25 protein-coding genes are annotated in these 22,257 nt (G+C 43.3%); 21 read left to right on the forward strand and 4 right to left on the reverse strand.

Going from position 1 to position 22,257, the window contains the following annotated elements; translation table 11 throughout:
* Positions 1-140: 140 nt before the first annotated feature.
* The 3 genes from BMI76_RS02385 to BMI76_RS02400 all read right to left on the reverse strand — a co-directional run bounded on the left by BMI76_RS02385 (position 141) and on the right by BMI76_RS02400 (position 3,478).
* On the reverse strand, positions 141-443 hold the full coding sequence (locus tag BMI76_RS02385) for a DUF1827 family protein (protein WP_075346013.1): 303 nt from the start codon (positions 441-443) through the stop codon (positions 141-143).
* Positions 444-510: 67 nt separating this feature from the next.
* The gene (locus BMI76_RS02390; protein ID WP_075346014.1) at positions 511-963 is read right to left on the reverse strand and encodes an NUDIX domain-containing protein; all 453 of its coding nucleotides are present in this window, start codon (positions 961-963) and stop codon (positions 511-513) included.
* Positions 964-1,210: 247 nt separating this feature from the next.
* Positions 1,211-3,478 carry an ATP-dependent Clp protease ATP-binding subunit gene (locus BMI76_RS02400; protein WP_075346016.1) on the reverse strand — a complete coding sequence of 756 codons (2,268 nt, stop codon included), beginning with the start codon at positions 3,476-3,478 and terminating at the stop codon, positions 1,211-1,213.
* A gap of 250 nt (positions 3,479-3,728) precedes the next feature.
* Here BMI76_RS02400 and argF point away from each other — a divergent pair, with 250 nt between their 5' ends.
* From argF to BMI76_RS02450, 10 genes are all read left to right on the forward strand, one after another.
* Complete coding sequence (argF, locus tag BMI76_RS02405) at positions 3,729-4,709, forward strand: ornithine carbamoyltransferase (protein ID WP_075346017.1); 981 nt, start codon at positions 3,729-3,731, stop codon at positions 4,707-4,709.
* Between the two features lie 76 nt (positions 4,710-4,785).
* A complete protein-coding gene (locus tag BMI76_RS02410) occupies positions 4,786-5,016 on the forward strand; it encodes a DUF1797 family protein (protein WP_003089333.1) in 231 nt (76 codons plus the stop codon).
* 257 nt (positions 5,017-5,273) lie between these two features.
* The gene (locus tag BMI76_RS02415; RefSeq protein ID WP_075346018.1) at positions 5,274-5,957 is read left to right on the forward strand and encodes an amino acid ABC transporter permease; all 684 of its coding nucleotides are present in this window, start codon (positions 5,274-5,276) and stop codon (positions 5,955-5,957) included.
* A complete protein-coding gene (locus tag BMI76_RS02420; RefSeq protein ID WP_075346019.1) occupies positions 5,957-6,691 on the forward strand; it encodes an amino acid ABC transporter ATP-binding protein in 735 nt (244 codons plus the stop codon). Before BMI76_RS02415 ends, BMI76_RS02420 begins: the two co-directional genes overlap by 1 nt.
* 188 nt (positions 6,692-6,879) lie before the next feature.
* Positions 6,880-7,194, forward strand: a complete 315-nt coding sequence (locus tag BMI76_RS02425; protein ID WP_075346020.1) for a TfoX/Sxy family protein — start codon at positions 6,880-6,882, stop codon at positions 7,192-7,194.
* Positions 7,195-7,602: 408 nt separating this feature from the next.
* Positions 7,603-8,067, forward strand: coding sequence for a ferrous iron transport protein A (locus BMI76_RS02430; protein ID WP_075346021.1), 465 nt, complete (start codon positions 7,603-7,605; stop codon positions 8,065-8,067).
* A 6-nt stretch (positions 8,068-8,073) separates the two neighbouring features.
* Entirely contained in the window at positions 8,074-10,224 is a 2,151-nt protein-coding gene (gene feoB / locus BMI76_RS02435) for a ferrous iron transport protein B (RefSeq protein ID WP_075346022.1), read from the forward strand.
* 14 nt (positions 10,225-10,238) lie between these two features.
* Positions 10,239-10,385 carry a FeoB-associated Cys-rich membrane protein gene (locus BMI76_RS02440; protein WP_075346023.1) on the forward strand — a complete coding sequence of 49 codons (147 nt, stop codon included), beginning with the start codon at positions 10,239-10,241 and terminating at the stop codon, positions 10,383-10,385.
* Positions 10,386-10,703: 318 nt separating this feature from the next.
* Positions 10,704-11,558: a bifunctional methylenetetrahydrofolate dehydrogenase/methenyltetrahydrofolate cyclohydrolase gene (locus BMI76_RS02445; RefSeq protein ID WP_075346024.1), complete on the forward strand. Its 855-nt coding sequence runs from the start codon at positions 10,704-10,706 to the stop codon at positions 11,556-11,558.
* On the forward strand, positions 11,555-12,403 hold the full coding sequence (locus tag BMI76_RS02450; RefSeq protein ID WP_075346025.1) for an NAD(P)H-hydrate dehydratase: 849 nt from the start codon (positions 11,555-11,557) through the stop codon (positions 12,401-12,403). Before BMI76_RS02445 ends, BMI76_RS02450 begins: the two co-directional genes overlap by 4 nt.
* Before the next feature lie 19 nt (positions 12,404-12,422).
* On the opposite strand, the gene BMI76_RS02455 is transcribed toward BMI76_RS02450, so the two are convergent.
* The gene (locus tag BMI76_RS02455; RefSeq protein ID WP_075346250.1) at positions 12,423-13,067 is read right to left on the reverse strand and encodes an HAD family phosphatase; all 645 of its coding nucleotides are present in this window, start codon (positions 13,065-13,067) and stop codon (positions 12,423-12,425) included.
* Positions 13,068-13,354: 287 nt separating this feature from the next.
* Between BMI76_RS02455 and xseA the strand changes: the two genes are divergently transcribed.
* From xseA to BMI76_RS02510, 11 genes are all read left to right on the forward strand, one after another.
* The gene (xseA, locus tag BMI76_RS02460) at positions 13,355-14,698 is read left to right on the forward strand and encodes an exodeoxyribonuclease VII large subunit (protein WP_075346026.1); all 1,344 of its coding nucleotides are present in this window, start codon (positions 13,355-13,357) and stop codon (positions 14,696-14,698) included.
* Entirely contained in the window at positions 14,673-14,888 is a 216-nt protein-coding gene (locus BMI76_RS02465) for an exodeoxyribonuclease VII small subunit (protein WP_027975732.1), read from the forward strand. Before xseA ends, BMI76_RS02465 begins: the two co-directional genes overlap by 26 nt.
* 2 nt (positions 14,889-14,890) lie before the next feature.
* Positions 14,891-15,760 (forward strand): polyprenyl synthetase family protein, encoded by an 870-nt coding sequence (locus tag BMI76_RS02470; RefSeq protein WP_075346027.1) that lies wholly within the window; start codon positions 14,891-14,893, stop codon positions 15,758-15,760.
* A complete protein-coding gene (locus BMI76_RS02475; protein ID WP_075346028.1) occupies positions 15,753-16,580 on the forward strand; it encodes a TlyA family RNA methyltransferase in 828 nt (275 codons plus the stop codon). Before BMI76_RS02470 ends, BMI76_RS02475 begins: the two co-directional genes overlap by 8 nt.
* Positions 16,567-17,031, forward strand: a complete 465-nt coding sequence (locus BMI76_RS02480; RefSeq protein ID WP_075346029.1) for an arginine repressor — start codon at positions 16,567-16,569, stop codon at positions 17,029-17,031. Before BMI76_RS02475 ends, BMI76_RS02480 begins: the two co-directional genes overlap by 14 nt.
* 17 nt (positions 17,032-17,048) lie before the next feature.
* Positions 17,049-18,707: a DNA repair protein RecN gene (gene recN / locus BMI76_RS02485; protein ID WP_075346030.1), complete on the forward strand. Its 1,659-nt coding sequence runs from the start codon at positions 17,049-17,051 to the stop codon at positions 18,705-18,707.
* Positions 18,708-18,950: 243 nt separating this feature from the next.
* Positions 18,951-19,790 (forward strand): DegV family protein, encoded by an 840-nt coding sequence (locus BMI76_RS02490; RefSeq protein ID WP_075346031.1) that lies wholly within the window; start codon positions 18,951-18,953, stop codon positions 19,788-19,790.
* On the forward strand, positions 19,783-20,634 hold the full coding sequence (locus tag BMI76_RS02495; RefSeq protein WP_075346032.1) for an SGNH/GDSL hydrolase family protein: 852 nt from the start codon (positions 19,783-19,785) through the stop codon (positions 20,632-20,634). The genes BMI76_RS02490 and BMI76_RS02495 overlap by 8 nt, the downstream gene beginning before the upstream one ends.
* Positions 20,609-21,208, forward strand: coding sequence for a YpmS family protein (locus BMI76_RS02500; RefSeq protein WP_075346033.1), 600 nt, complete (start codon positions 20,609-20,611; stop codon positions 21,206-21,208). Before BMI76_RS02495 ends, BMI76_RS02500 begins: the two co-directional genes overlap by 26 nt.
* A gap of 95 nt (positions 21,209-21,303) precedes the next feature.
* Positions 21,304-21,579, forward strand: coding sequence for an HU family DNA-binding protein (locus tag BMI76_RS02505; RefSeq protein WP_027975724.1), 276 nt, complete (start codon positions 21,304-21,306; stop codon positions 21,577-21,579).
* A gap of 205 nt (positions 21,580-21,784) precedes the next feature.
* Positions 21,785-22,255 (forward strand): Fur family transcriptional regulator, encoded by a 471-nt coding sequence (locus BMI76_RS02510; protein WP_075346034.1) that lies wholly within the window; start codon positions 21,785-21,787, stop codon positions 22,253-22,255.
* The last annotated feature ends 2 nt before the right edge of the window (positions 22,256-22,257 follow it).

Here is a 22,257-nt window from a genome sequence, read left to right on the forward strand (position 1 = left end):
AAAAAGACTTGGAACTTATCTTCTTATCAAGTGAAGATGAGACCAAGTCTTTTTTGTCTAAAAGTGCTTTTGCAGCCAGTCGTAAAATGTCCAAGACCTGACAGGTTAAAGAAAAAAGTTAGGAAGGCAAGTTCCTAACTCTAGTTAATTGTCGGAATGGAGATTTCGATCAAATTTGCCGTATGCAAGGTTTTTAATTGATCTAAAAGAATAATATTTTTATCGATTTTACGCTTGAGGAAAAATTCTCGGATAGCTTCGATTTCACTGTCTTTAATAGCACGGTGTTTATTTGAAATTAAGAGTTCATAATGTTTAGGGGCTTGGGTAAAAATAACATCAGTATTGCCGGCTGAATAAGTTTCAATAAGTGTCGCATCTGTATGCTGCAGCTGGTTTTTTACCAGACGCTGGTGGCTGCTGGTCGTGTTGATCAATCGCATAACTTTCCTCCTGTAGTAGTGTCGTAATAATATTATAGCATGATTTAAGCAGAAATGCTGTCTGAATTTAGTTTTTCTGGTGCTCTTTTTGCCAGCATTCAATGCCCCATTTGTGGCTGCCGCGTTTTAATTTTTCCTTGGCTTCCGAAACAGAGAACCAGGCCAGATGATTGAAATCTTCAAGAGGCCTGCCAACTTTTGTAAAACTTGTTACCTCATAAATATAAGCAGGATTGTAAAAATACGTGTCCCTATGGCTGGAGTAAAAATATTCATCTGCCTGGCCGTAGTACTGGCCAATAGCAGCCGTAAAACCCAGTTCTTCAAGGAGTTCTCGCTCCAAGGCCTGCAGCTGATTTTCGCCTTTTTCAATTTCGCCGCCCGGCAGAAACCAGGCTCCGTTTGGTGCCTGAACAAGGATAATTTTCTCCAGACTGCTGTCGGGAATAACAGCATAGACACCAAAGCGCTCATTATAATCAATATTTGCTTCTTTGTGGCCAAAAGTTGGATGGTTCATGTCGTCTCCTTCACAATTATCTCAATAGTGCTTATTATTATACTAAAAAACAGTTTTCTTGCCTAGTGCAGTGTAAAAGCAGGATTATCTGCGGCTAAGGATAATCCTACCGTATGAAATCAGAACCGGCTGCAGCTAAAAAGTCAAAGCCGCCTCTGGACTGTTTGGGTTTGGGATACTGCTCTCAGTCCATCACCAGCATCATTGAAAAAAGGCCAAGACCTTTGTCTCAGCCTTCTTTACAGGTTTATTCTGCCTCTGAAGCTGTATTGGCTACTGTTTCAACCTTATGATTAGCAGCCTTGATACTGATATTTCCTTGGCTGGTCATGACAGCTTTTAAGTTCTTTTGATCAGGATTTTCAAGGTAGAAATCGGTAATGGCATCTTCAATATGATCTTGAATGGTTCTGCGAAGCGGTCTCGCACCCATTTTTGGATCATAACCCAGATCAACCAATTTTTCCTTAACCTTGTCCGTAACATCGAGATGAATGTCATTGACTGCCAAACGGTTATTAACGTCATCCAGCATGAGGTCAACAATTTTAAGCAGGTTGTCCTTGCTCAGTGCTTGGAACTCGATGATACCGTCAAAACGGTTCATGAATTCGGGACTGAAGAAGTTGCCTAATTCACCGAGAACAGAATTTGTCCGACCTTCTCGGCTGGCACCAAAACCAACGCTGGCTTCAGATGTTCCCGTACCGGCATTGGAAGTCATGATAATAATGGTATCCTTGAAGCTGACCGTGCGGCCCTGACCATCGGTCAGGCGGCCGTCATCCAAAACCTGCAGGAACATGTGCATGACATCCGGATGGGCTTTTTCAACCTCATCAAGTAAGATGAGAGAGTATGGATTGCGGCGGACTTTTTCCGTCAGCTGTCCAGCTTCTTCATAGCCGACATATCCCGGAGGGGCTCCGACAAGTTTAGCGACAGCATGTTTTTCCATATATTCACTCATGTCAAAGCGAATCATGCTGTCAGCAGAACCAAAGAGCTCGATGGCTAATTGCTTGGATAGTTCCGTCTTTCCGACACCGGTAGGTCCTACAAAGAGGAAGCTTCCGATTGGCCGGTTTGGTGTTCCCAGTCCGACACGGTTGCGGCGGATAGCCTTGGCAATTTTATCAACGGCTGCATCCTGTCCGATAACGTGCTGTTTTAAATCATCAGCCAGATGGATTAATTGAGACTGTTCTTTTTCTTTGAGCTCGCCAACCGGAATGTTGGTCTTTTGCTCAACGATAGCTTCAATATTCTTTTCTGTGATGATCGGTATATTTTGTTCATCGATCTTAGCCGACTGCATTTCCTTATATTTGGCAATCTGATCGCGGAAGTAGGCTGCCTTTTCGTAATCTTCATCGCGGGTTGCCTGAGCCTTTAGATTTTCGGCTTCAGCCAAGCGGTGATCAATTTCTTTAGGATCTACAAAGTTAAGCGTTAGATTCATCTTAGAGCCGGATTCGTCCAGCAGGTCAATGGCCTTGTCTGGCAGGAAGCGGTCCTGGATATAGCGGTTGGACAGGTTGGCAGCTGCTTCGATAGCTTCGTCCGTATATTTGACATGATGGTAATCTTCGTATTTAGGCTGAATACCTTTTAAAATAGTGATTGTTTCTTCAACGCTAGGCTCATCAACCTTGACCGGCTGCATCCGGCGTTCCAGAGCGGCATCTTTTTCAATGATTCGGTACTCATTGAGCGTCGTAGCACCAACCAGCTGGAGCTCTCCGCGGGCCAGAGCGGGCTTCAAAATGTTACCGGCATCCATGTTGCCGTCACCGGCAGAACCGGCACCGACAATTTCATGGATTTCATCAATGAAGAGGATGACATCCTTGCGCTGCCGAATTTCTTCCATCAGTTTTTGCATCCGTTCTTCAAACTGTCCTCTGATGCCTGTGCCTTGGACGAGGCTGACGACATCAAGACGAATGACATTTTTGCCTTGCAGTTTTTGAGGAACATCGTTGTCAACAATTTTTTGAGCAAGTCCTTCGACAACAGCCGTCTTACCAACACCGGGTTCTCCGATGAGAACAGGATTGTTTTTAGTTCGGCGGTTGAGAATTTCAATGACTCGGGTAATTTCTTCGTCACGGCCGATAACAGGGTCAATTTCTCCCTTGCGGGCGATATCTGTTAAATTGATACCAAATTCTTCCAGCAGACCGTTTGGTCTTTGAGGGCCCTGCTGACGAGGACCGCCGGGGCGCCGATTGTTTCCGCCGCCACCATTGCTGCCGCCCGACTGAGTTTGCGGGGAGTTTGGCAGATCTTGATTAAAGGCTCGGAAATTATTCAAATCCCCAAAGAAATCATCAAAGAAAGGATTGATAGATGAAGAATTTTGATGGGAAAGATTATTCAAAAAGCTGTTTTCAGGATCTGTTTTCATAATTTGATAGCAATTTTGGCAGAGATCAACCTGCTTTTGCTGACCGTTAACACTGGTATATAAGTGAATGGTCGCTTCATTTAAATTACAATTTTGACAGAGCATAATTACTACCTCTTTCGTCATAGAATACAAGATTTGAACATTAGATTATTTGGTCAATAATGGTCAAACTTTATAAGTTAATTATAGCACCATCTGCACATAAATCAAGTAAAAAGATTAGAAGTTAAACAGTTGAAAAAGTTTGGATAAGGTCTTGCAATATAAGGCAGCTGCTAAATTATTTGAAAAGACACTTGACAATCATGAATAAAAATGTAAAAATATAGTATAAAAATACAAGGAGATTGGAATGACAGCAGCAAAATCATTTTTAAAAGAGATAGATTATACGAAAGAAGAACTGGAAGCTCTGATTGATCTTTCTTTGCAGTTCAAAAAATTGAAGCAGGAAAGAATTCCTCATAAATATCTGGAAGGCTTAAATATTGCTCTTATTTTTGAGAAAACCTCTACCAGAACCAGAAGTGCCTTCACTGTTGCAGGGCAGGATCTGGGAATGAATGTGACCTACTTGGGCAGCAATGAAATACAATTAGGGAAAAAGGAATCTGTTGTTGATACGGCTAAAGTTCTCGGTTCCATGTTTGATGGTATCGAATACCGCGGCTTCAAGCAAGAAAGTGCGGAGCTGCTGGCTGAATTTTCAGGAGTTCCTGTGTGGAACGGCTTGACAGATATCTGGCATCCAACACAGATGATAGCTGATTTTATGACGGTCAAAGAACACTTTGGGAAATTAGAAGGACTGACACTGGCCTATTTGGGAGACGGCCGCAACAATGTAGCCAATTCTTTACTAGTGACTGCGGCTATTTTGGGAATTAATGTGAAAATTATTGCTCCCAAAGCCCTGCAGCCTGAAGAAGAGATTGTGGCTTTGGCTAAGCAGCACCAGACTGGCGGGAGGATTACCATTACAGAGGATACTGCTGCGGTAGAGGGAGCAGATATTTTGTACACAGATGTTTGGGTGTCAATGGGAGAAGAGGTGGATTTCAAGGAAAGAATCGACCTGCTGATGGCTTATCAGATTAATCAAGACCTGCTTGATCAGACGGCTAATTCTGAAGCTATCGTTTTGCATTGCCTGCCGGCCTTCCATGATACCAATACAGAAATAGGTCAAATGATTTATGAACAGTACGGTTATGCGGAACTTGAGATTACTGATGCTGTTTTCCAGAAACACAGTCAGTCTATTTTTCAGGAAGCAGAAAATCGTCTTCACTCCATTAAAGCAATTATGTATCAATCTCTAAAAAATCTCTAATAATGAATGATTTTACTGTTTTTTTGACTTATTTGTGTTAAAATAAGAAGAGTTAAAAAACGGATAGGAGAATACCATGGAATCACATTTAGTGAGAATTATTAATCGTTTAGAATTAATGACGACCGACAGCAGTAATTTAAAGCGTCATTTTGAACGTGACGGTGCTGTCGTTGCCGAAGTTTCATTTAATAATGATCCGGAAAACGGTCCTGTGTTTACACTGCGGGATGTTGCTGCGCGTGAGACTTATACTTTTGACAGTATCGATCTCATCGCTATGGAAATCTACGATTTACTCTACTAGCATCAAATGGTTATAGGAGGTTGGGATGAAAATTCCAACCTTTTTCTTATGAGACGTCAGCTCGTCTTGTTCCCATAGGTGCGAGATGAGCTAAAGCACCCGTCTGTCAGACATTGTTTTTGTTTACAGTTTTTTTATACCGTGTCTGTTACCCATGTTTTATCAATGGTCAAGCCTAGTAAAAGACTGATAAAGATAGCTTGTATTTTTATTCAAATTATAATATAATATTTCATATCATTTCAGAGGAGCAGTTTATGGACTTTTCATTTTTATCTAAATATTGGGCTTATTTTAATTATGGGGTGCTAGTTACCATCATGATTTCGGCCTGCGTGGTGTTTTTCGGGACTATTATTGGTGTTCTGGTGGCCTTGATTAAACGCAGCAATATCAAATTCTTAAACTGGCTGGTGTCATTTTATGTATGGATATTCCGCGGAACGCCTATGGTCGTTCAGATCATGATTTCCTTCGTTGTTCTGCATTTTGCCAATATGCCCATTGTTAAATTCGGTGTTTTGGACCTGGATTTTTCACGGCTTCTGCCCGGAATTATTGTTTTGTCGCTCAACAGCGGTGCCTACATTTCAGAAATTGTCCGTGCCGGTATTGAAGCTGTTCCTAAGGGGCAGCTGGAAGCTGCCTATTCATTAGGAATTAAGCCTGCCAATGCCATGCGTTATGTTATTTTGCCGCAGGCCTTTAAAAATATCCTGCCTGCTCTGGGCAATGAATTTATCACCATTATCAAGGACAGCTCACTCTTACAGACCATCGGTGTTATGGAGCTGTGGAACGGTGCTCAGTCAGTTGTCACGGCAACCTACCTGCCTTTGACCCCGCTGTTATTTGGTGCCTTTTATTATTTGATGGTGACGACGCTGATGTCAGCACTGGTCAAATCACTTGAAAACCGTTTTGGTAAAGGAGACAGCTAATGTCAGAAACACTTATCAGTATTAAAAACCTGCACAAATATTTTGGTAAAAATGAGGTACTTAAAGGAATTGATCTTGATATCAAGCAAGGAGAGGTTCTGGTAATTATCGGGCCGTCAGGTTCAGGAAAATCAACCTTTTTGCGGACGATGAATCTCTTGGAAGTGCCGACCAAAGGAAGCATTACTTTTGAGGGTGTGGATATTACCGATAAATCCAATGATATTTTTAAAATGCGTGAGAAGATGGGAATGGTCTTTCAGCAATTCAACCTCTTTCCCAATATGACCGTTTTAGGAAATATTACACTTTCGCCTATCAAAACCAAGGGGCTCACTAAAGCTGAAGCTGAAGAGAAGGCCTATCAGCTCTTGGATAAGGTCGGTTTGCGAGATAAGGCAGACGCTTATCCTTCCAGTCTGTCGGGAGGCCAGCAGCAGCGTATTGCGATTGCACGCGGTTTGGCTATGGATCCGGACGTTCTTTTATTTGATGAACCGACTTCCGCCCTTGACCCGGAAATGGTTGGAGAAGTGCTGGGTGTCATGCAGGATCTGGCTAAATCAGGGATGACCATGGCGATTGTGACCCATGAAATGGGCTTTGCGCGTGAAGTTGCTGACCGTGTCATCTTTATGGATGACGGGATCATTGTTGAAGAAGGAACGCCTGAGGAGGTTTTCGAAAATACCAAAGAAGAAAGAACCAAGGATTTCTTAGGAAAAGTCTTGTAAAGAAAGGTGACCAACATTTGCGTCTTGCTTCTTTGTCAGAGAGAAAATTGTGCCAGGGATTTCGTTTTGCAGTGTGTAGAACGAAGTGAGAACAGAACATATAACCTGCTTAAAAAAGGAAGATTGGATAAGTTGATAATTTGTAGTTTGCACAGATAAGAAAATTAAAAGTTGTGGAGGTAATCGCAGTGAATGAATTTAACGAATATGCTCGTGAAGTTTTTTCCGCAGCAGGCGATATTGTCATAAAATCCATGATGGGTGGATACCTTGTATATTTTAACGGTAAGCTGATTGGTGACATTTGCAATAATGAACTGTTTTTAAAGAGGACGCCGACATCGAACAGACTGCTTGCAGATTCTGAACTGCGTTATCCGTATGAAGGCTCAAAGACACTGATGCATGTATTTGATAGATTTGAAGATACGGCACTTGTTCTGGAACTTCTGGATGGCATGTATGCGGAACTGCCCGAAAAGAAACCAAAGAAAGTCAAATAAGACTGGCAAATTCCAGTTTGTCTAATTGAATAGAGCAATTTTGAAACAGTAAATCAAAAGGATTTGCTGTTTTTTTCTTTGCTCAAAATGAGAATAATAGTATCCATAAATATAAAAGGAACTTGACAAAAGGCTTCATATCAGGCTGTCTGAACGGCAGCCTTTAAGCTTTCCAGCGACTAACTGTTTTATATCTTTTCAAAAGCATAGAATCTCTTGTATGTTACAGGGATAAGGAACATTTGATAGTTAGGTTTGTTCCTTGTCTGAAACAAAAGACGATTTCTGGGATATTTGAGGTTTTTGGAATGATTCCAATCTTTGAAAACCGCTTAAATCAAGGCTTTTTATATGCTATAATGAGGACAGGAAAGTCTTAGTCTGACCAATGAAAAGGAGAGTGCAGCAGTGATATTACAAGAAGCAAAGACAAACACCCCCTATAAAATTGTCAGTATCAATCTGCCGGAAGCCAGCATAAGGCATCTTTCTAATCTGGGCTTAAAGGTTGGCGGCCGTGTTGAATTGATTTCAAAGACGAAATCCAGTGCTATTGTCATGTTAAAATCAAGCCGTCTTGCTTTTGATGACTCCATTTTAGCTAAAATAGATGTCGGTGAAGATAAGGAAAATGAAGAAGTACTTCCTTTATCAGAGCTGCCGGTCGGCGAATTTGCTTATATTGACAATATATTTGCTGTCAATGAGGCTAAACGCCGTTTAATGGATATGGGGCTGACACGTCATACCAAGGTTTATCTTCGCAAGGTTGCTCCTTTGGGGGATCCAATAGAGATTAGCCTGCGCGGCTATGAGCTGACGCTTAGAAAATCTGAAGCGCAAATGATCAGTGTTGTAAAGATAGATAGGTAGGAAAAAATGACAGAAATTGCTTTGATTGGAAATCCCAACAGCGGAAAAACCAGTCTTTTTAATTTACTGACAGGTACCCGCCAGCATGTTGGGAACTGGCCCGGTGTAACTGTTGAACGCAAAAGCGGCCAAGTCAGAAAACTAAAGGGAGTCAATGTGCAGGATTTACCGGGAATTTATTCCATGTCTCCTTACAGCCCGGAAGAGAAGGTGGCGCGTGATTATCTGCTCAGCAATCATGTAGATGCTATTTTAAATGTGGTTGATGCCACCAACTTAGAGAGAAATCTGTATTTGACGACCCAGTTGATTGAGACTGGCATTCCTGTAACGATTGCTCTTAATATGAGTGATGTTTTAAAAAGTCAGGGGAAAATCATCAATGCTGAAAAGCTGGCTTACCAGATGGGAGTCCCGGTTGTTGCTACCAGTGCTTTGAAAAATACTGGAATTGACAAGGCTGTTAAAAAGGCCAGCCAAACAACGAAAGCCAGTGTTGACAGCGTCCAGTATCCGGTTTATGATGCCAAATTTGAAGCAGCCATTGCTCAGATTACAGAAGTCCTCGGTCAGACGGTTCCGGAGCGTTCTCAGCGCTTTTACGCGATAAAGTTATTTGAACGCGACCGCTTAGTTGAAGAAGAGTTGGATTTATCTGCTTTTCAGAAGAAAGAGATTGAAGATATTATCCATATTACGGAGGAAATCTTTACAGAGGACTCAGAATCGATTGTTATCAATCAGCGCTACGCCTTCATTGAGCGGGTCAGCCAAATGGCACAGGGTCAAGACAGTGACTTTAAGATGTCCATATCTGATAAGATTGATAAGGTTGTAACCAACCGGATATTGGCACTGCCAATCTTTGCAGGAGTCATGTTTTTGGTTTATTATCTGTCCATTCAAACGGTAGGAACTATCGGTACCGATTGGGTTAATGATGTCCTTTTCGGCAAATATGTTCCTGATTTTGTGACAGGGATTTTGGAGAGTTTAAAAGTAGCGCCTTGGCTGCAGTCGCTGATTATTGATGGCATTGTGGCTGGTGTTGGGACAGTGCTTGGCTTTTTGCCGCAGATTTTTGTCCTCTTTGTCTGTCTGGGAATTTTGGAAGATATTGGTTATATGAGCCGGATTGCCTTTGTCATGGACCGGATTTTCAGACGTTTCGGACTTTCAGGCAAATCTTTTATTCCCATGTTAATTTCGACAGGCTGCGGTGTTCCTGGAATTATGGCCAGCCGGACCATTGAAAATGAGCGCGATCGGCGCATCACTATTATGACAGCAACCTTCATGCCTTGTTCGGCCAAGCTGTCCATCATTGCTTTGATTGCAGGAGCCTTCTTCCCGCATAATCCTTGGATTGCTCCCAGTGCTTATTTTATGGGGATGACTGCTATTGTTTTATCAGGAATTGCCCTTAAGAAAACGAGTTTTCTTGGCGGCTATACCAGTCCTTTCATCATGGAGCTGCCAAGCTACCATCTGCCAAAAGCTGATGCAGTCCTGCGTTATGCCTTTGGTAAGGCTATGAGCTTTGTCAAGCGTGCAGGAACCATTATTTTCAGTTTAACTGTTTTAATCTGGTTTATGAGTTCTTATAACTTTGCCCTTCAGGCCGTTGATACAGAAAACAGTATCTTGGCCGGCCTCGGTCATTTGCTGGCCTGGATTTTCGCACCGCTTGGCTTTGGCAACTGGAAGGCAACCGTAGCGGCAATTACCGGCCTTGCTGCTAAGGAAACGGTTGTTGCGACCTTTGGCATTCTCTATCATAATCCCAATGCGACAGAAACCACGCATTCGCTGTGGGCCAGTCTTCAGGGAGATTACAGTGCTTTAGCGGCCTATTCCTTTTTAACCTTTAATCTGCTCTGTGCACCGTGTTTTGCGGCTATTGGAGCCATCAAGCGGGAAATGGGGAATCTCAAATGGACTCTGGCAGCAATCGGTTTTCAAACCGGTCTTGCCTATCTGGTCAGTCTCCTTATTTACCAGGTGGGTCTTGTGGCTCTGTATGGCAGGCCCTTCTCCTTTTGGACAGGAGTAGCTGTTGCCGTGCTGATAGCAATGCTTTATTTCATTGTGAGAAAACCGCGTCAGATTAAGGAAGAGGTCATTACTTTGGATAATTTAGGTCTCATACGCGAGTGATAAAGGAGAAATAGATGTCAACAATTATTATTGCCCTGCTGATTGCCGTCTGTGTTTTTTTGGGCATGCGCCATTATCTCAAACAAAAGGGTTCCTGCGGAGATTGCAGCTGTGCCTGTCCAATCAAAGAGGAAATCAAAAAATCAGCTAAAACAGACTAGAAAGCAGACTGTTTGCTGGAAAGAGCAATCTTTTGAACTGTCTGTAGCATTTAAATATAAGAAACGTTTAGATAAACACTTGACGCTGTGGTTGGGAGTAAGACTTGCTGGCTAAGCCAAGAAGTCTTACCCCTGCACAGTTTATCAGGTGCTTTAGCAGCAATGAACCACTGCTGGCTGCTTTTCCTTTTGTCGCAAGGATAAAGTGCAAAGTCCAGTCAACTGTGCGGGAGCGGGAAAGAAGCAAAACTTAAAATTTTTGCTTCTTTCCCGCTCTTTTTTGATATAATAGATTTAGTTTTATTTCAGGAGAGACACATGGCAGAAATTATTGATGGTAAAGCACTGGCACAGAAGATGCAGGCTCAGCTGGCTGAGAAAGTTGCACGCATGCAAGAAAAATACAATCTTGTTCCGGGATTAGCGGTCATTTTGGTGGGAGATAATCCGGCCAGTCAGGTTTATGTCCGCAATAAAGAGCGCGCAGCTAAGAAAGCAGGCTTCAAAAGCGAGACAGTGCGCCTGTCAGATGCCATCAGTGAAGAAGAATTAATTGATGTGATCGAAAGCTATAATCAAGACCCATCTATTCACGGTATTTTGGTGCAGCTGCCTCTTCCCGCTCATATTAATGATAAAAAAATTATTCTGGCTATTGATCCCCATAAGGATGTTGATGGTTTTCACCCTATGAATACAGGACATTTGTGGAGCGGCAGACCAGTCATGGTTCCCTGCACGCCGGCCGGCATCATGGAAATGCTGAGTGCTTATCAGGTGGATCTTGAAGGCAAGCATGCGGTTATTATTGGCCGCTCCAACATTGTCGGCAAGCCCATGGCGCAGTTACTGCTCGATAAAAATGCAACAGTTACTTTAACGCATTCACGGACGCGCCAGCTTCCTCAGGTAGCCAAACAGGCTGATGTGCTTATTGTTGCAATCGGTCAGGGACATTTTGTAACCAAAGACTTTGTCAAGGAAGGTGCTGTTGTTATCGACGTTGGCATGAACCGTGACGATGATGGCAAGTTGATTGGCGATGTCAAATTTGACGAAGTTGCCACAGTCGCAAGTCTCATCACCCCTGTTCCGGGAGGTGTCGGTCCCATGACTATTACCATGCTTCTGGAACAAACCTATCAAGCAGCTTTAAGAAGTGTGATCAAATGATTATTGATGAAATTTTAGCTCAAAAAATTATTCAGCCGCGTCCTCTTGAAAGTCACAAGGGGACTTTTGGCCGTGTTCTTTTAATTGGCGGCAACTATCCTTACGGCGGTGCTATTATCATGGCTGCTTTGGCCTGTGTTAACAGCGGAGCAGGTTTGGTGACAGTTGCTACCCATAAAGACAATATCACAGCCCTGCACAGCCAGCTGCCTGAGGCCATGGCTTTTGATATGGCAGAAAAAGACCGCCTGTCCGAACAGACGGCAGCGGCTGATGTCATTCTTATTGGACCGGGCTTGGCTGAAGATGAATTAGCTCAAAAGACCTTTGATGCGGTGTGGAAATCAATCAGGACAAGGCAGACTTTAATCATTGACGGCTCTGCTCTAAATCTGCTGGCTAAAAAAACCGGCATTCAATGGCTAACTAAAAACATTATCCTCACTCCCCACCAAAAAGAGTGGGAAAGGCTGTCCGGTCTTGCGATTTCAGAGCAGACTGAGGATAAAACAAAAAAAGCGCTGGCCCATTTTCCTAAAGGAACGGTGCTAGTCGCTAAATCGCATCGCACTAAAATTTATCAAGGCAATCGTGTCGGAGAACTTCGCGTAGGCGGTCCCTATCAGGCAACCGGCGGCATGGGCGATACTCTGGCCGGTATGATAGCCGGTTTTACCGCCCAGTTTAAATCAGATCTTTTTGAAACAGCTGCCGCGGCTGCCTATCTTCACTCTGCTATTGCTCAAACATTAGCGCAAAGGGCTTATGTGGTTTTACCCACAAGAATCAGTCAGGAACTGCCAAAGTGGATGAAAGAAATGAGCGAGGAGTCTCTGTCACAGTAAAAATACTGTAGCCAACAGCCTAGTCTTTCAGATACTGGTAAAGGTCACTGTAGTCCGTAATTAGCTGATCAGCTGCACTTAGATCCTGAGCGGGGTAGTCTGGATTAGCAAAACCAAAACAATACATATTCGCAGCCTTAGCGGCGCGGGTGCCGTTTTTGGTGTCTTCTATGACAATACAGTCAGCCGGTTGGGCCTGTAAGAGCTGAGCGGCGTATAAGAAAACATCGGGAGCCGGTTTTGAACGGGGAACCTCTTCGCTGGTTACCATATAATCAAAACAGTCTGCCAGCTCAAGTTCTGTTAAAGCGCGTTTAATCTCTTGTAAGGGAGAAGATGATGCTACTGCTAAGCGGTAGCCATGGTCTTTGAGCCAGTGGATTAAGGTTTTAACGCCTTTGATGGGCCTTACGCCGTCCCGTGCCATCAAGGCATCCCGACGCGCATTCATATCGGCTATGTATTCGGCCACTGATTTTGGCAGGTTAAATTCATCTTTCATTTGCTGCCACATGAATTCAAAAGTAGTTCCCATGTATTGATACTGATGAGATTCATCTGCGTCAATTCCTTCATCGCGCAGTATCTGTGTTTTGGTTTCAAAAAAGGTGTATTCTGAGTCAACAATGACACCGTCCATATCAAAAATAATAACTTTTTCCATATAACCATCCATTTCTATTCTATCTTATATTGTAAACGTATTCTTTTCTGTTTTCAAGCGCAATTTGCTGAAGCTGACAATTAAGAACAAGGATAGCTGTAAAATTTCAGTTGGTTCTTTATCAGCAGAATAACTTTTTATATACACAGAGCTGCCGCAGTGTTTTTGGGGCAGCTTTTTTCCTGTCTAAGGTCTGCTAAATTCTGTATTTTTTGCTATAATTGTATTACTATGCAGTTTGGATAGCTGAGGCAATCCAAGACCTGATAACCTAGGAAAGGAGTTCCATGGCTGAGTATTTATCGGTGTCATCTTTGACTAAATATTTGAAGCTGAAATTTGACCGTGATCCTTATTTGGAGCGGGTTTATCTGACAGGTCAGGTTTCTAATTTTAGAAAACGGCCTAAACATCAATATTTTTCGCTCAAAGATGAAAAAGCTGTCATTCAGGCGACCATGTGGAGCGGTATTTACCAAAAACTTGGTTTTGAGTTGGAAGAAGGCATAAAGATCAATGTCATCGGGCGCGTACAGCTTTATGAGCCCAGCGGTTCTTATTCCATCATCATTGAAAAAGCAGAGCCGGATGGCATTGGTGCCTTGGCGGTTCAGTTTGAACAGCTCAAGAAAAAGCTGGCTGAGGCCGGTTATTTTGATGAGCGCCATAAGCAGCCTCTGCCGCGTTTTGTCAAAAAGATTGGTGTTGTCACCAGTCCTAGCGGTGCGGTTATCAGAGATATTATCACTACGGTCTCGCGCCGTTTCCCCGGAGTTAATATCTTGCTTTTTCCAACCAAGGTACAGGGCGAAGGAGCCGCGCAGGAAGTGGCTGACAACATTGGTTTGGCCAATGAGCGTGATGATTTAGACCTGCTCATTGTCGGCCGCGGCGGCGGTTCTATTGAGGACCTCTGGGCTTTCAATGAGGAAATCGTGGTGCAGGCTATTTTTGATTCACAGCTGCCCATTATTTCCAGTGTCGGGCATGAAACAGATACAACCTTGGCTGATTTTACGGCAGATCGCAGAGCAGCAACGCCAACGGCAGCAGCCGAATTGGCGACACCTGTGACCAAGGCTGATTTGCTGGCCTTTCTTCAGGAAAGGCAGATGCGGTCTTATCAGGCTGTCATGCGCTTGATTCGGCAAAAGGATGAGCAGCTTAAGAAACTGCAGCATTCTGTTATTTTTAGGCAGCCGGAAAGGCTCTATGATGCTTATGTTCAAAAGCTGGACCATCTGAGGACACGTTTGCTGACCAGAGTGCAGCAGACCTACGATGTCCATGACCGAGAAGAAAAACTTTTAAGGCAGCGTTTGCTGTCTCTGGATCTGTCGGGAACGATAAAACGATACCAAGAACAATTAAAGCAGACCCAGCGTCTGCTCCTAAGCCACATGACCAGCCAGTACGACAGTAAATTAGCTCGCTTTGAAAAGGCACAGGATGCGCTGCTGTCACTGGATACAAAGCGAATTGTCGCACGGGGCTATGCTATTGTCCAAAAGGACGGTCAGATTATTCAGTCAGCCAAGGACCTTAAAAAAGGCGACCGTCTCAGTCTGGCCATGAAGGACGGACACGTTCAAGCGGAGGTAGAAAATGTCGAACAAGAAGAAAACATTTGAAGAAAATTTACAGGAATTAGAGGAAATTGTCGGGAAACTCGAAAACGGTGATGTTCCTCTGGAAGAAGCCATTGCTGAATTTCAAAAGGGCATGGTGCTCTCTAAGGATTTGCAGAAGACTCTGGAATCAGCCGAGAAGACCCTGGTAAAGGTTATGCAGGCTGATGGCAGCGAAGCGGAAATGGACTGATTGTGGATAAGAAGATTACAAAAATTGACCAAGCTCTGCAGGACTACTATGCTCAAGAGGCCGTTTCCAAAGATCTTATTGATGCTGTCTTGTATTCCATTCATGCGGGTGGCAAGCGGATCAGACCCTTATTGTTTCTGGAAGTGCTGCAGGGGTTTGGGTTGAGCTTAACAGAAGCTCACTATCAAGTGGCGGCAAGTCTGGAGATGGTTCACACAGGCAGTCTCATTCATGATGATCTGCCTGCTATGGATAATGATGACTACCGGCGGGGACAGCTGACCAATCATAAAAAATTTGACGAAGCAACAGCGATTCTGGCGGGTGACAGTCTTTTTCTGGACCCTTTTGGTTTGCTGGCCAAGGCTGACTTAGCAGATAAGATCAAAATACGCTTGGTAGCCGAATTGTCGGAAGCTTCAGGAACCTATGGCATGGTTGGCGGTCAGATGCTGGATATTAAAGGTGAGCACGTTCAGCTGGATTTGACTGATTTAGCCAAGATTCATGCCAATAAGACAGGAAAACTTTTGACTTTTCCTTTTGTGGCTGCGGGAATTACAGCAGAGCTGCCGGAAAAAGCCATCGGTCAGCTTCGTCGAGCGGGAGAATTGGTTGGCTTAGCCTTTCAGGTACGTGATGATATTTTGGATGTAACAGCGGATTTTGCTGAAATAGGTAAGACACCGCAAAAGGATTTGGCTGCTGAAAAATCAACCTATCCCAGCCTTTTGGGGCTGGATGAATCGTATGCTGTTTTAAACGATGCCCTTAATCAGGCCAAGGTCATTTTTCAAACATTTGCCTCAGACGGCTCCTTTGACAGCAGTGCTATTGAAATGATGATAGAAAGGTTGCGCCTCCATGCCTAAGGAAAGAGTGGATGTTTTAGCTTATAAACAAGGCCTCTTTGATACCAGAGAACAGGCTAAACGGGGAGTGATGGCCGGTTTGGTTGTCAATGTCATCAATGGGGAACGTTATGATAAACCCGGCGAAAAAATTGATGCGGCAACTGAATTAAAATTAAAGGGCGAAAAGTTAAAATATGTCAGCCGCGGCGGACTCAAGCTGGAAAAGGCTTTAGATGTTTTTTCCATTTCGGTGGACAATCTGATAACCCTTGATATTGGCGCCTCAACAGGCGGTTTTACGGACGTCATGCTGAAAAATGGTGCCAAGTTTGTTTATGCGGTTGATGTCGGAACCAATCAGTTAGTCTGGAAACTGCGTCAGGATGAGCGCGTGCTGAGCATGGAGCAGTACAACTTTCGCTATGCAGAGCCTAAGGATTTTAAGCAGGGTCAGCCGGCCTTTGCCTCTATTGATGTCAGTTTCATTTCACTGTCCTTGATACTGCCGGCGCTCTTTAAGGTCTTAAAGGACCAAGGACAGGTTGTTGCACTGATTAAACCTCAGTTTGAGGCCGGCCGAGAACTGATTGGCAAACATGGGGTTGTTAAGGACAGGCAGGTTCATAAAAACGTCTTGAAAGACGTGACAGCTTTTGCAACAGATTGCGGATTTACAGTTAAGGGGCTGGATTTTTCACCCATTCAGGGCGGGCACGGCAATATTGAATTTTTAGCCCATTTAGAAAAATCGGACCAGCCTGAAAATAAGGCTGCAGCAAGTATTGAGACTGTTGTTGACCAAGCACACGAGGAATTTAAAAAGAATGAAAAAGCGTGAACGTTTAGAGTTAATCAAAAAGATTGTTTTAGAAAATGACATCGAAACCCAAAATGAATTGGTTGGGCTTTTAGAAAAAGAAGGTCTGCAGGCAACACAGGCGACTATTTCCCGTGATATTAATGAAGTGGGGATTATTAAGGTGCCGACTGCAAACGGCCGGTATATCTATGGTCTGTCTAAAGGAAACAGCCGCAAAGAAGCTTCTGCGCCTAAACCTGCAGAAAGTTCTGTTAAAGCTGTCTCCGATGAAGTTTCCGGTTTGGAAAATTTCCTTCATATTGATGTTGTGCCGGGAACCAGCTACCTGCTTAAACGTTTCTTGCTCGAACGGTTTGAAGGGCTTATCTTTAGTCTGATTGCCGATGATGACAGTCTGCTTTTGCTGGCTAAAAGTCCTAAGGACAGTAACAGAATCCGTCGGGAAATAAAGACTTGGATGAAAGATTAGACTGAAAAGGAGGGAGCATGCTTTTAGAAATTGCCATAAAAAACTTTGCCATAATCAAAGAAATCTCACTGAGCTTTGAGCAGGGGATGACTGTTTTGACTGGTGAGACAGGTGCCGGGAAATCTATTATCATCGATGCCATGAATATGATGCTGGGAAGCAGAGCCAGCACTGATGTCATTCGCCACGGCAGTTCTAAGGCAGAGATTGAAGGCTTCTTCTCCATCGATGCCAATCCGTTTTTGGAGCAGCTGCTGCAGGATAATGGCATCGAGTATTCCGATGAACTGATTATTCGCCGGGAGATTCTGCAAAACGGCCGCAGTATCAGCCGTATCAATGGTCAGATGGTTAATTTGAGCACTTTGCGTGCTGTCGGTCAATATTTAGTGGATATTCACGGTCAGCATGACCAAGAAGAGCTCATGCGTCCGCAAAAACACATCCAGCTGTTAGATGCATTTGGCGATGAGGATTTTCAAACAGTCAAAGAGACCTATCAGGAGCTGTTTGACCGCTATAAAAGCCTGCGCAAACGTGTCCTTGATCAGCGCAAGAACGAAAAAGAACACCAGGCACGCATTGAGATGCTGGAGTATCAGATAGCTGAGATTGAAGCAGCCGCCCTTAAATCAGGCGAAGACCTGAAACTGCAAAAAGAGCGCGATAAGCTTATGAATCACAAGCTTATTGTGGACACCCTGACCAATGCCTATGTTCTGCTGGATAATGACGATTTTTCCAGCCTGGCAAATGTCCGCTCTGCCATGAACGATCTGCAAAGTCTGGAAGAATACGATACTGACTACAAGGAATTGTCCGACAGTCTCAGCGAATCTTATTATATTTTGGAAGATGTCAGCAAGCGTTTGGGAGATATTCTGGACAGTCTGGATTTTGATGCCAATGCCCTAGCCCAGATTGAGGCGCGGATAGATACGATCAATACGATTACCCGCAAATACGGCGGTTCAGCAGATGATGTCTTGGATTACTTTGCCAATATCACCAAGGAATATGATCATTTAACAGGAAATGATCTGTCTTTGGACGGTATTGAAAAAGACTTAAAATCGCTGGAGCAGTCTTTACTGGCATCAGCGGCAGAGCTCAGCCAAAAGCGCCATGCCATTGCGGATCACCTGTCCAAAGAAATCAAGCAGGAATTAAAAGAGCTTTACATGGATAAGGCCGATTTCAAAGTGGTTTTCACCAAGGGAAAGTTCAACCGTGAGGGAAATGAAAACGTTGAGTTTTATATTTCAGCAAATCCGGGAGAAGGCTTCAAACCTTTGGTTAAGGTAGCTTCCGGCGGAGAACTGTCTCGCTTGATGCTGGCCATTAAATCGACCTTTTCCCGCCGTGAGGATAAGACCAGCATTGTTTTTGATGAGGTTGATACCGGTGTATCAGGCCGCGTGGCGCAGGCCATAGCTCAAAAGATTTATAAGATTGGCCGACACGGTCAAGTTCTGGCTATTTCACACCTCCCTCAGGTTATTGCCATCAGTGATTATCAATATTTCATTGAAAAGCAAAGCGATGAGGACTCTACTGTTTCAACTGTCCATCTTCTGAGCCCGGATGAACGAGTTGAAGAAATTGCCAAGATGCTGGCAGGAGACAATGTCACCCCAGCTGCCCGTCAGCAGGCCAGAGAATTGCTGAGTAAATGAGTAAGCAGTGTAAAAAATAGCTCTCAGATGTGGCAGTGTCATCCTTGTAAAAGGGTAAAGAAAGTCGCTTTTACTGATAAATAAGCCCGGTACCTATCGAAGAAATTCCTTTTAGTCAAGAATCTTAAAAGGCTGCAGTGCCTTTAGACTTTTTCTTCTGCAAAATTTCCCCTAAAAGGTGATTATTTGGTATAATAAAAGCGATACTATAAAATTAGAAAGCTAAATGAAACAGGATCAAAAATGAGCAAAATTAAAATTGTCACCGATTCGTCGATTACGATCGAGCCTGAGTTGGTTAAGGAATTGGATATTACGGTGGTTCCCTTAACTGTTATGGTTGACGGTGTGGTTTATTCCGATAATAATCTTAAGGAGGAAGGTCAGTTTCGCGCCCTGGCTAAAAACAGCAAGACGCTTCCTAAGACCAGCCAGCCGCCTGTGGGATTATTTGCTGAAACCTATGAGCACCTTCTCAAAGAAGGCGCAGAGCAGATTGTTGCCATCCATATTACCCATGCTTTATCAGGAACGGTTGAAGCCTCGCGTCAGGGAGCCAATATTGCTGGGGCCAATGTTACTGTTTTGGACTCTTCTTTTACGGATCAGGCCATGAAATTTCAAGTTGTTGCAGCTGCTCGGGCAGCTAAGAACGGCAGCAGTTTGGAAGAGGTTTTAGCCAAGATTGAAGAAGTAAAACAGAAAACGGAACTGTTCATTGGCGTTTCAACCTTGGAAAATCTGGTTAAAGGCGGACGGATTGGCCGTGTCACAGGGCTTATCAGTTCTTTGCTTAATATCAGAGTGGTCATGGAACTCAAAGACCACGTCTTAAATCCCGTTACAAAAGGGCGGGGCAATAAGACTTTCAATAAATGGCTGGACAGCTTTATTGCTCACATCAAAGATCGGAAAATTGCTGAGATTGGTATTTCTTATGCGGGTACTGCAGAACTTGCCAAGGGTCTCAGAGATAAATTACAGGCCTATGTTGAAAAAGAAATTGCTGTTTTTGAAACAGGGTCAGTCATTCAGACTCACACAGGTGAAGGAGCTTTTGCGGTGATGGTGCACTATGAATAAAAAACTTCCTAAAGGACTTGCTTTTTTTCTTGCAGGCCTTCTTATTTTCAGTCTCTTATTTTACTTTTTAATTCCGGTCAGAGAGTCCGGCCTGAAGCACTTGGGGCAGAAGCTGTCGATAAAGAAATCAGCGACCTTTAATTATGTTGCAATCGGAGATTCCCTGACAGAGGGTGTTGGGGACACAACAGAGCAGGGCGGTTTTATTCCGCTGCTGTCACAGGAACTGCAGACAAGCTACCATTATGATGTAGCCAGCAATAATTACGGGGTTTCAGGCAATACCAGCCAGCAGATTCTGACACGGATGTCTGAAGAAAAAAAGATTCAAAAAAGTCTTACAAGGGCTAATCTGATGACGCTGACAGTCGGCGGCAACGATGTTATGGCTGTTATCCGAAAAGATTTGACCAATTTGAAGGCATCTTCTTTTACAAAACCAGCTCAGGTTTATCAGAAACATCTGAGAGAAATTATCGAACTGGCCAGACAAAAAAATAAGAACCTGCCTATCTATGTGGTTGGTATCTACAATCCCTATTATTTAAATTTTCCTGATTTGACGCAGATGCAGGAAATTATTGACAAGTGGAACCAAGGAACACAGAAGGTTACCGCAGAATATGAGAATGTTTATTTTGTATCGATTAATGAATTGCTTTATAAGGGAACTGACAGCGGTCAGACAGCTGTTGAAACTCCGAGCAGTGAAAGTGATTCTGGCCAGATAACCAACAATGTCCTTTCCGAGGATGATCGCTTTCATCCCAATAATGTCGGTTATCAGATCATGTCAAAAGCAGTAATGGAGAAAATCAGTGAAACAAAAAAGAATTGGAACTAAAAGAAACTGGTGGAAGTGGGGGTTCTTGCTTTTATTAGCCCTCAACATTGCTTTTTGGGGAGTTATTATCAGTCGAGTAATGGGAGGCTCTGCAGATGCTTCTAAGAGCAGCCAGACGATAACAAATCCGGTTAAGGTCGGCACCGTTACTACAACTAAGGAAGAGCTCAATCAAACCCTGGCAAGCTACTTAAATGACTATCAGTCTAAAGATATGAACTACAATGTGCGCCTGACATCAACGAACATTGAATTTCAGGGAAGTTATAAGCTTCTGGGATCTCAGGTGCCGCTCTACATCTATTTTGAGCCTTACCACCTAAAAAGCGGAGCCATTCAGCTGAAAGTGACCTCAATGTCAGTAGGCAATCTGCCCTTGCCGGAAGCTGAGGTGCTCAGCTACATCAGATCCAGCTACAAGCTGCCAAGTTTTGTTGAAATTCTCCCCAAGAAGTCTGTTGTTAATATCAATTTGCAAAATATTGACAATGACAGCGGCCTTTATTTGAAATCTACAGCTATCAATTTGGCAACTGATGAAATAAACTTTGATATTTTAAAGAAAAACCGTTAAAACGGCATTAAATACTTGACCTATCTAAGTTTTTTAGGTATGATAGAATCTGTTAAAGCCTATAAGGCTTATAAAATTATTGGAGGATTTGTTAAATGGCTAACAAACAAGATTTAATTGCAAAAGTTGCAGAAGCTACTGAATTGACTAAGAAAGATTCAGCTGCAGCGGTTGATGCTGTATTTTCAGCAGTATCTGAATACCTTGCCAAAGGTGAAAAAGTGCAACTTATCGGTTTTGGTAACTTTGAAGTTCGCGAACGTGCAGCACGCAAAGGTCGCAACCCTCAAACAGGTGAAGAAATCGAAATTAAAGCTTCTAAAGTTCCAGCATTCAAAGCTGGTAAAGCTCTTAAAGACGCTGTAAAATAATTATAGGACAGTCTAAAAATCCTGCTTTATGAGCAGGGTTTTTGTTATGCTTTAATCTTACGGACAAAAGACAAACTTACTGGATTATACTGTTAAAATAAGCCAAGACTGAACTGTTCTTTTACCATTTAAGCCTTCTTTTACGCCTTTAAGTAAAAATAGTGTATAATAGAAAAAGATAAATAGAAAGGAGCTGGGACTAAGAATGGTACTGCATGTCTATGACAATGATCCAAAACAGGCCGTCTACAATCATGTGTTGACGCACCTTAAGAGAAAGCATATTCGTATTACGGAGACCCGCAAGGCAGTTATTGCTTATATGATTAATGCTCACCATCATCCGAGTGCAGAGCAGATTTACCGCGACCTTCTTCCTCAATATCCCAGCATGAGTTTAGCGACCGTTTATAACAATCTCAAAGTTTTGATAGATGAAGGCTTTGTTGTAGAGCTCAAACTCAGCAATGATAATACAGCATATTTTGATTTTATGGGTGATGAGCATCTGCATATTGTTTGCGAGTCCTGCGGTAAGATTACGGATTTTGCAGATGCCGATATTTCTTCAATTGAGGAGGAGGTACGCCAGCAAACCGGCTATGACGTCACACGGACGCAGCTTCTGATATATGGCCTTTGTCCGGAATGCCAAAAGAGAGAAAAAAAGATATAAAG

This window comes from Streptococcus sp. 'caviae', assembly GCF_001937065.1.
GTDB lineage: Bacteria > Bacillota > Bacilli > Lactobacillales > Streptococcaceae > Streptococcus.

Coding starts and splice junctions, on each gene's coding strand:
- BMI76_RS02415 (WP_075346018.1), top strand. CDS start 5,274: ATGGACTTTTCATTTTTATCTAAATATTGGGCTTATTTTAATTATGGG.
- BMI76_RS02490 (WP_075346031.1), top strand. CDS start 18,951: ATGAGCAAAATTAAAATTGTCACCGATTCGTCGATTACGATCGAGCCT.
- BMI76_RS02510 (WP_075346034.1), top strand. CDS start 21,785: ATGGTACTGCATGTCTATGACAATGATCCAAAACAGGCCGTCTACAAT.
- argF (WP_075346017.1), top strand. CDS start 3,729: ATGACAGCAGCAAAATCATTTTTAAAAGAGATAGATTATACGAAAGAA.
- BMI76_RS02400 (WP_075346016.1), bottom strand. CDS start 3,478: ATGCTCTGTCAAAATTGTAATTTAAATGAAGCGACCATTCACTTATAT.
- BMI76_RS02505 (WP_027975724.1), top strand. CDS start 21,304: ATGGCTAACAAACAAGATTTAATTGCAAAAGTTGCAGAAGCTACTGAA.
- BMI76_RS02495 (WP_075346032.1), top strand. CDS start 19,783: ATGAATAAAAAACTTCCTAAAGGACTTGCTTTTTTTCTTGCAGGCCTT.
- feoB (WP_075346022.1), top strand. CDS start 8,074: ATGACAGAAATTGCTTTGATTGGAAATCCCAACAGCGGAAAAACCAGT.
- BMI76_RS02480 (WP_075346029.1), top strand. CDS start 16,567: ATGAAAAAGCGTGAACGTTTAGAGTTAATCAAAAAGATTGTTTTAGAA.
- BMI76_RS02450 (WP_075346025.1), top strand. CDS start 11,555: ATGATTATTGATGAAATTTTAGCTCAAAAAATTATTCAGCCGCGTCCT.
- BMI76_RS02385 (WP_075346013.1), bottom strand. CDS start 443: ATGCGATTGATCAACACGACCAGCAGCCACCAGCGTCTGGTAAAAAAC.
- BMI76_RS02390 (WP_075346014.1), bottom strand. CDS start 963: ATGAACCATCCAACTTTTGGCCACAAAGAAGCAAATATTGATTATAAT.
- BMI76_RS02475 (WP_075346028.1), top strand. CDS start 15,753: ATGCCTAAGGAAAGAGTGGATGTTTTAGCTTATAAACAAGGCCTCTTT.
- recN (WP_075346030.1), top strand. CDS start 17,049: ATGCTTTTAGAAATTGCCATAAAAAACTTTGCCATAATCAAAGAAATC.
- BMI76_RS02420 (WP_075346019.1), top strand. CDS start 5,957: ATGTCAGAAACACTTATCAGTATTAAAAACCTGCACAAATATTTTGGT.
- BMI76_RS02440 (WP_075346023.1), top strand. CDS start 10,239: ATGTCAACAATTATTATTGCCCTGCTGATTGCCGTCTGTGTTTTTTTG.
- xseA (WP_075346026.1), top strand. CDS start 13,355: ATGGCTGAGTATTTATCGGTGTCATCTTTGACTAAATATTTGAAGCTG.
- BMI76_RS02465 (WP_027975732.1), top strand. CDS start 14,673: ATGTCGAACAAGAAGAAAACATTTGAAGAAAATTTACAGGAATTAGAG.
- BMI76_RS02410 (WP_003089333.1), top strand. CDS start 4,786: ATGGAATCACATTTAGTGAGAATTATTAATCGTTTAGAATTAATGACG.
- BMI76_RS02445 (WP_075346024.1), top strand. CDS start 10,704: ATGGCAGAAATTATTGATGGTAAAGCACTGGCACAGAAGATGCAGGCT.
- BMI76_RS02455 (WP_075346250.1), bottom strand. CDS start 13,067: ATGGAAAAAGTTATTATTTTTGATATGGACGGTGTCATTGTTGACTCA.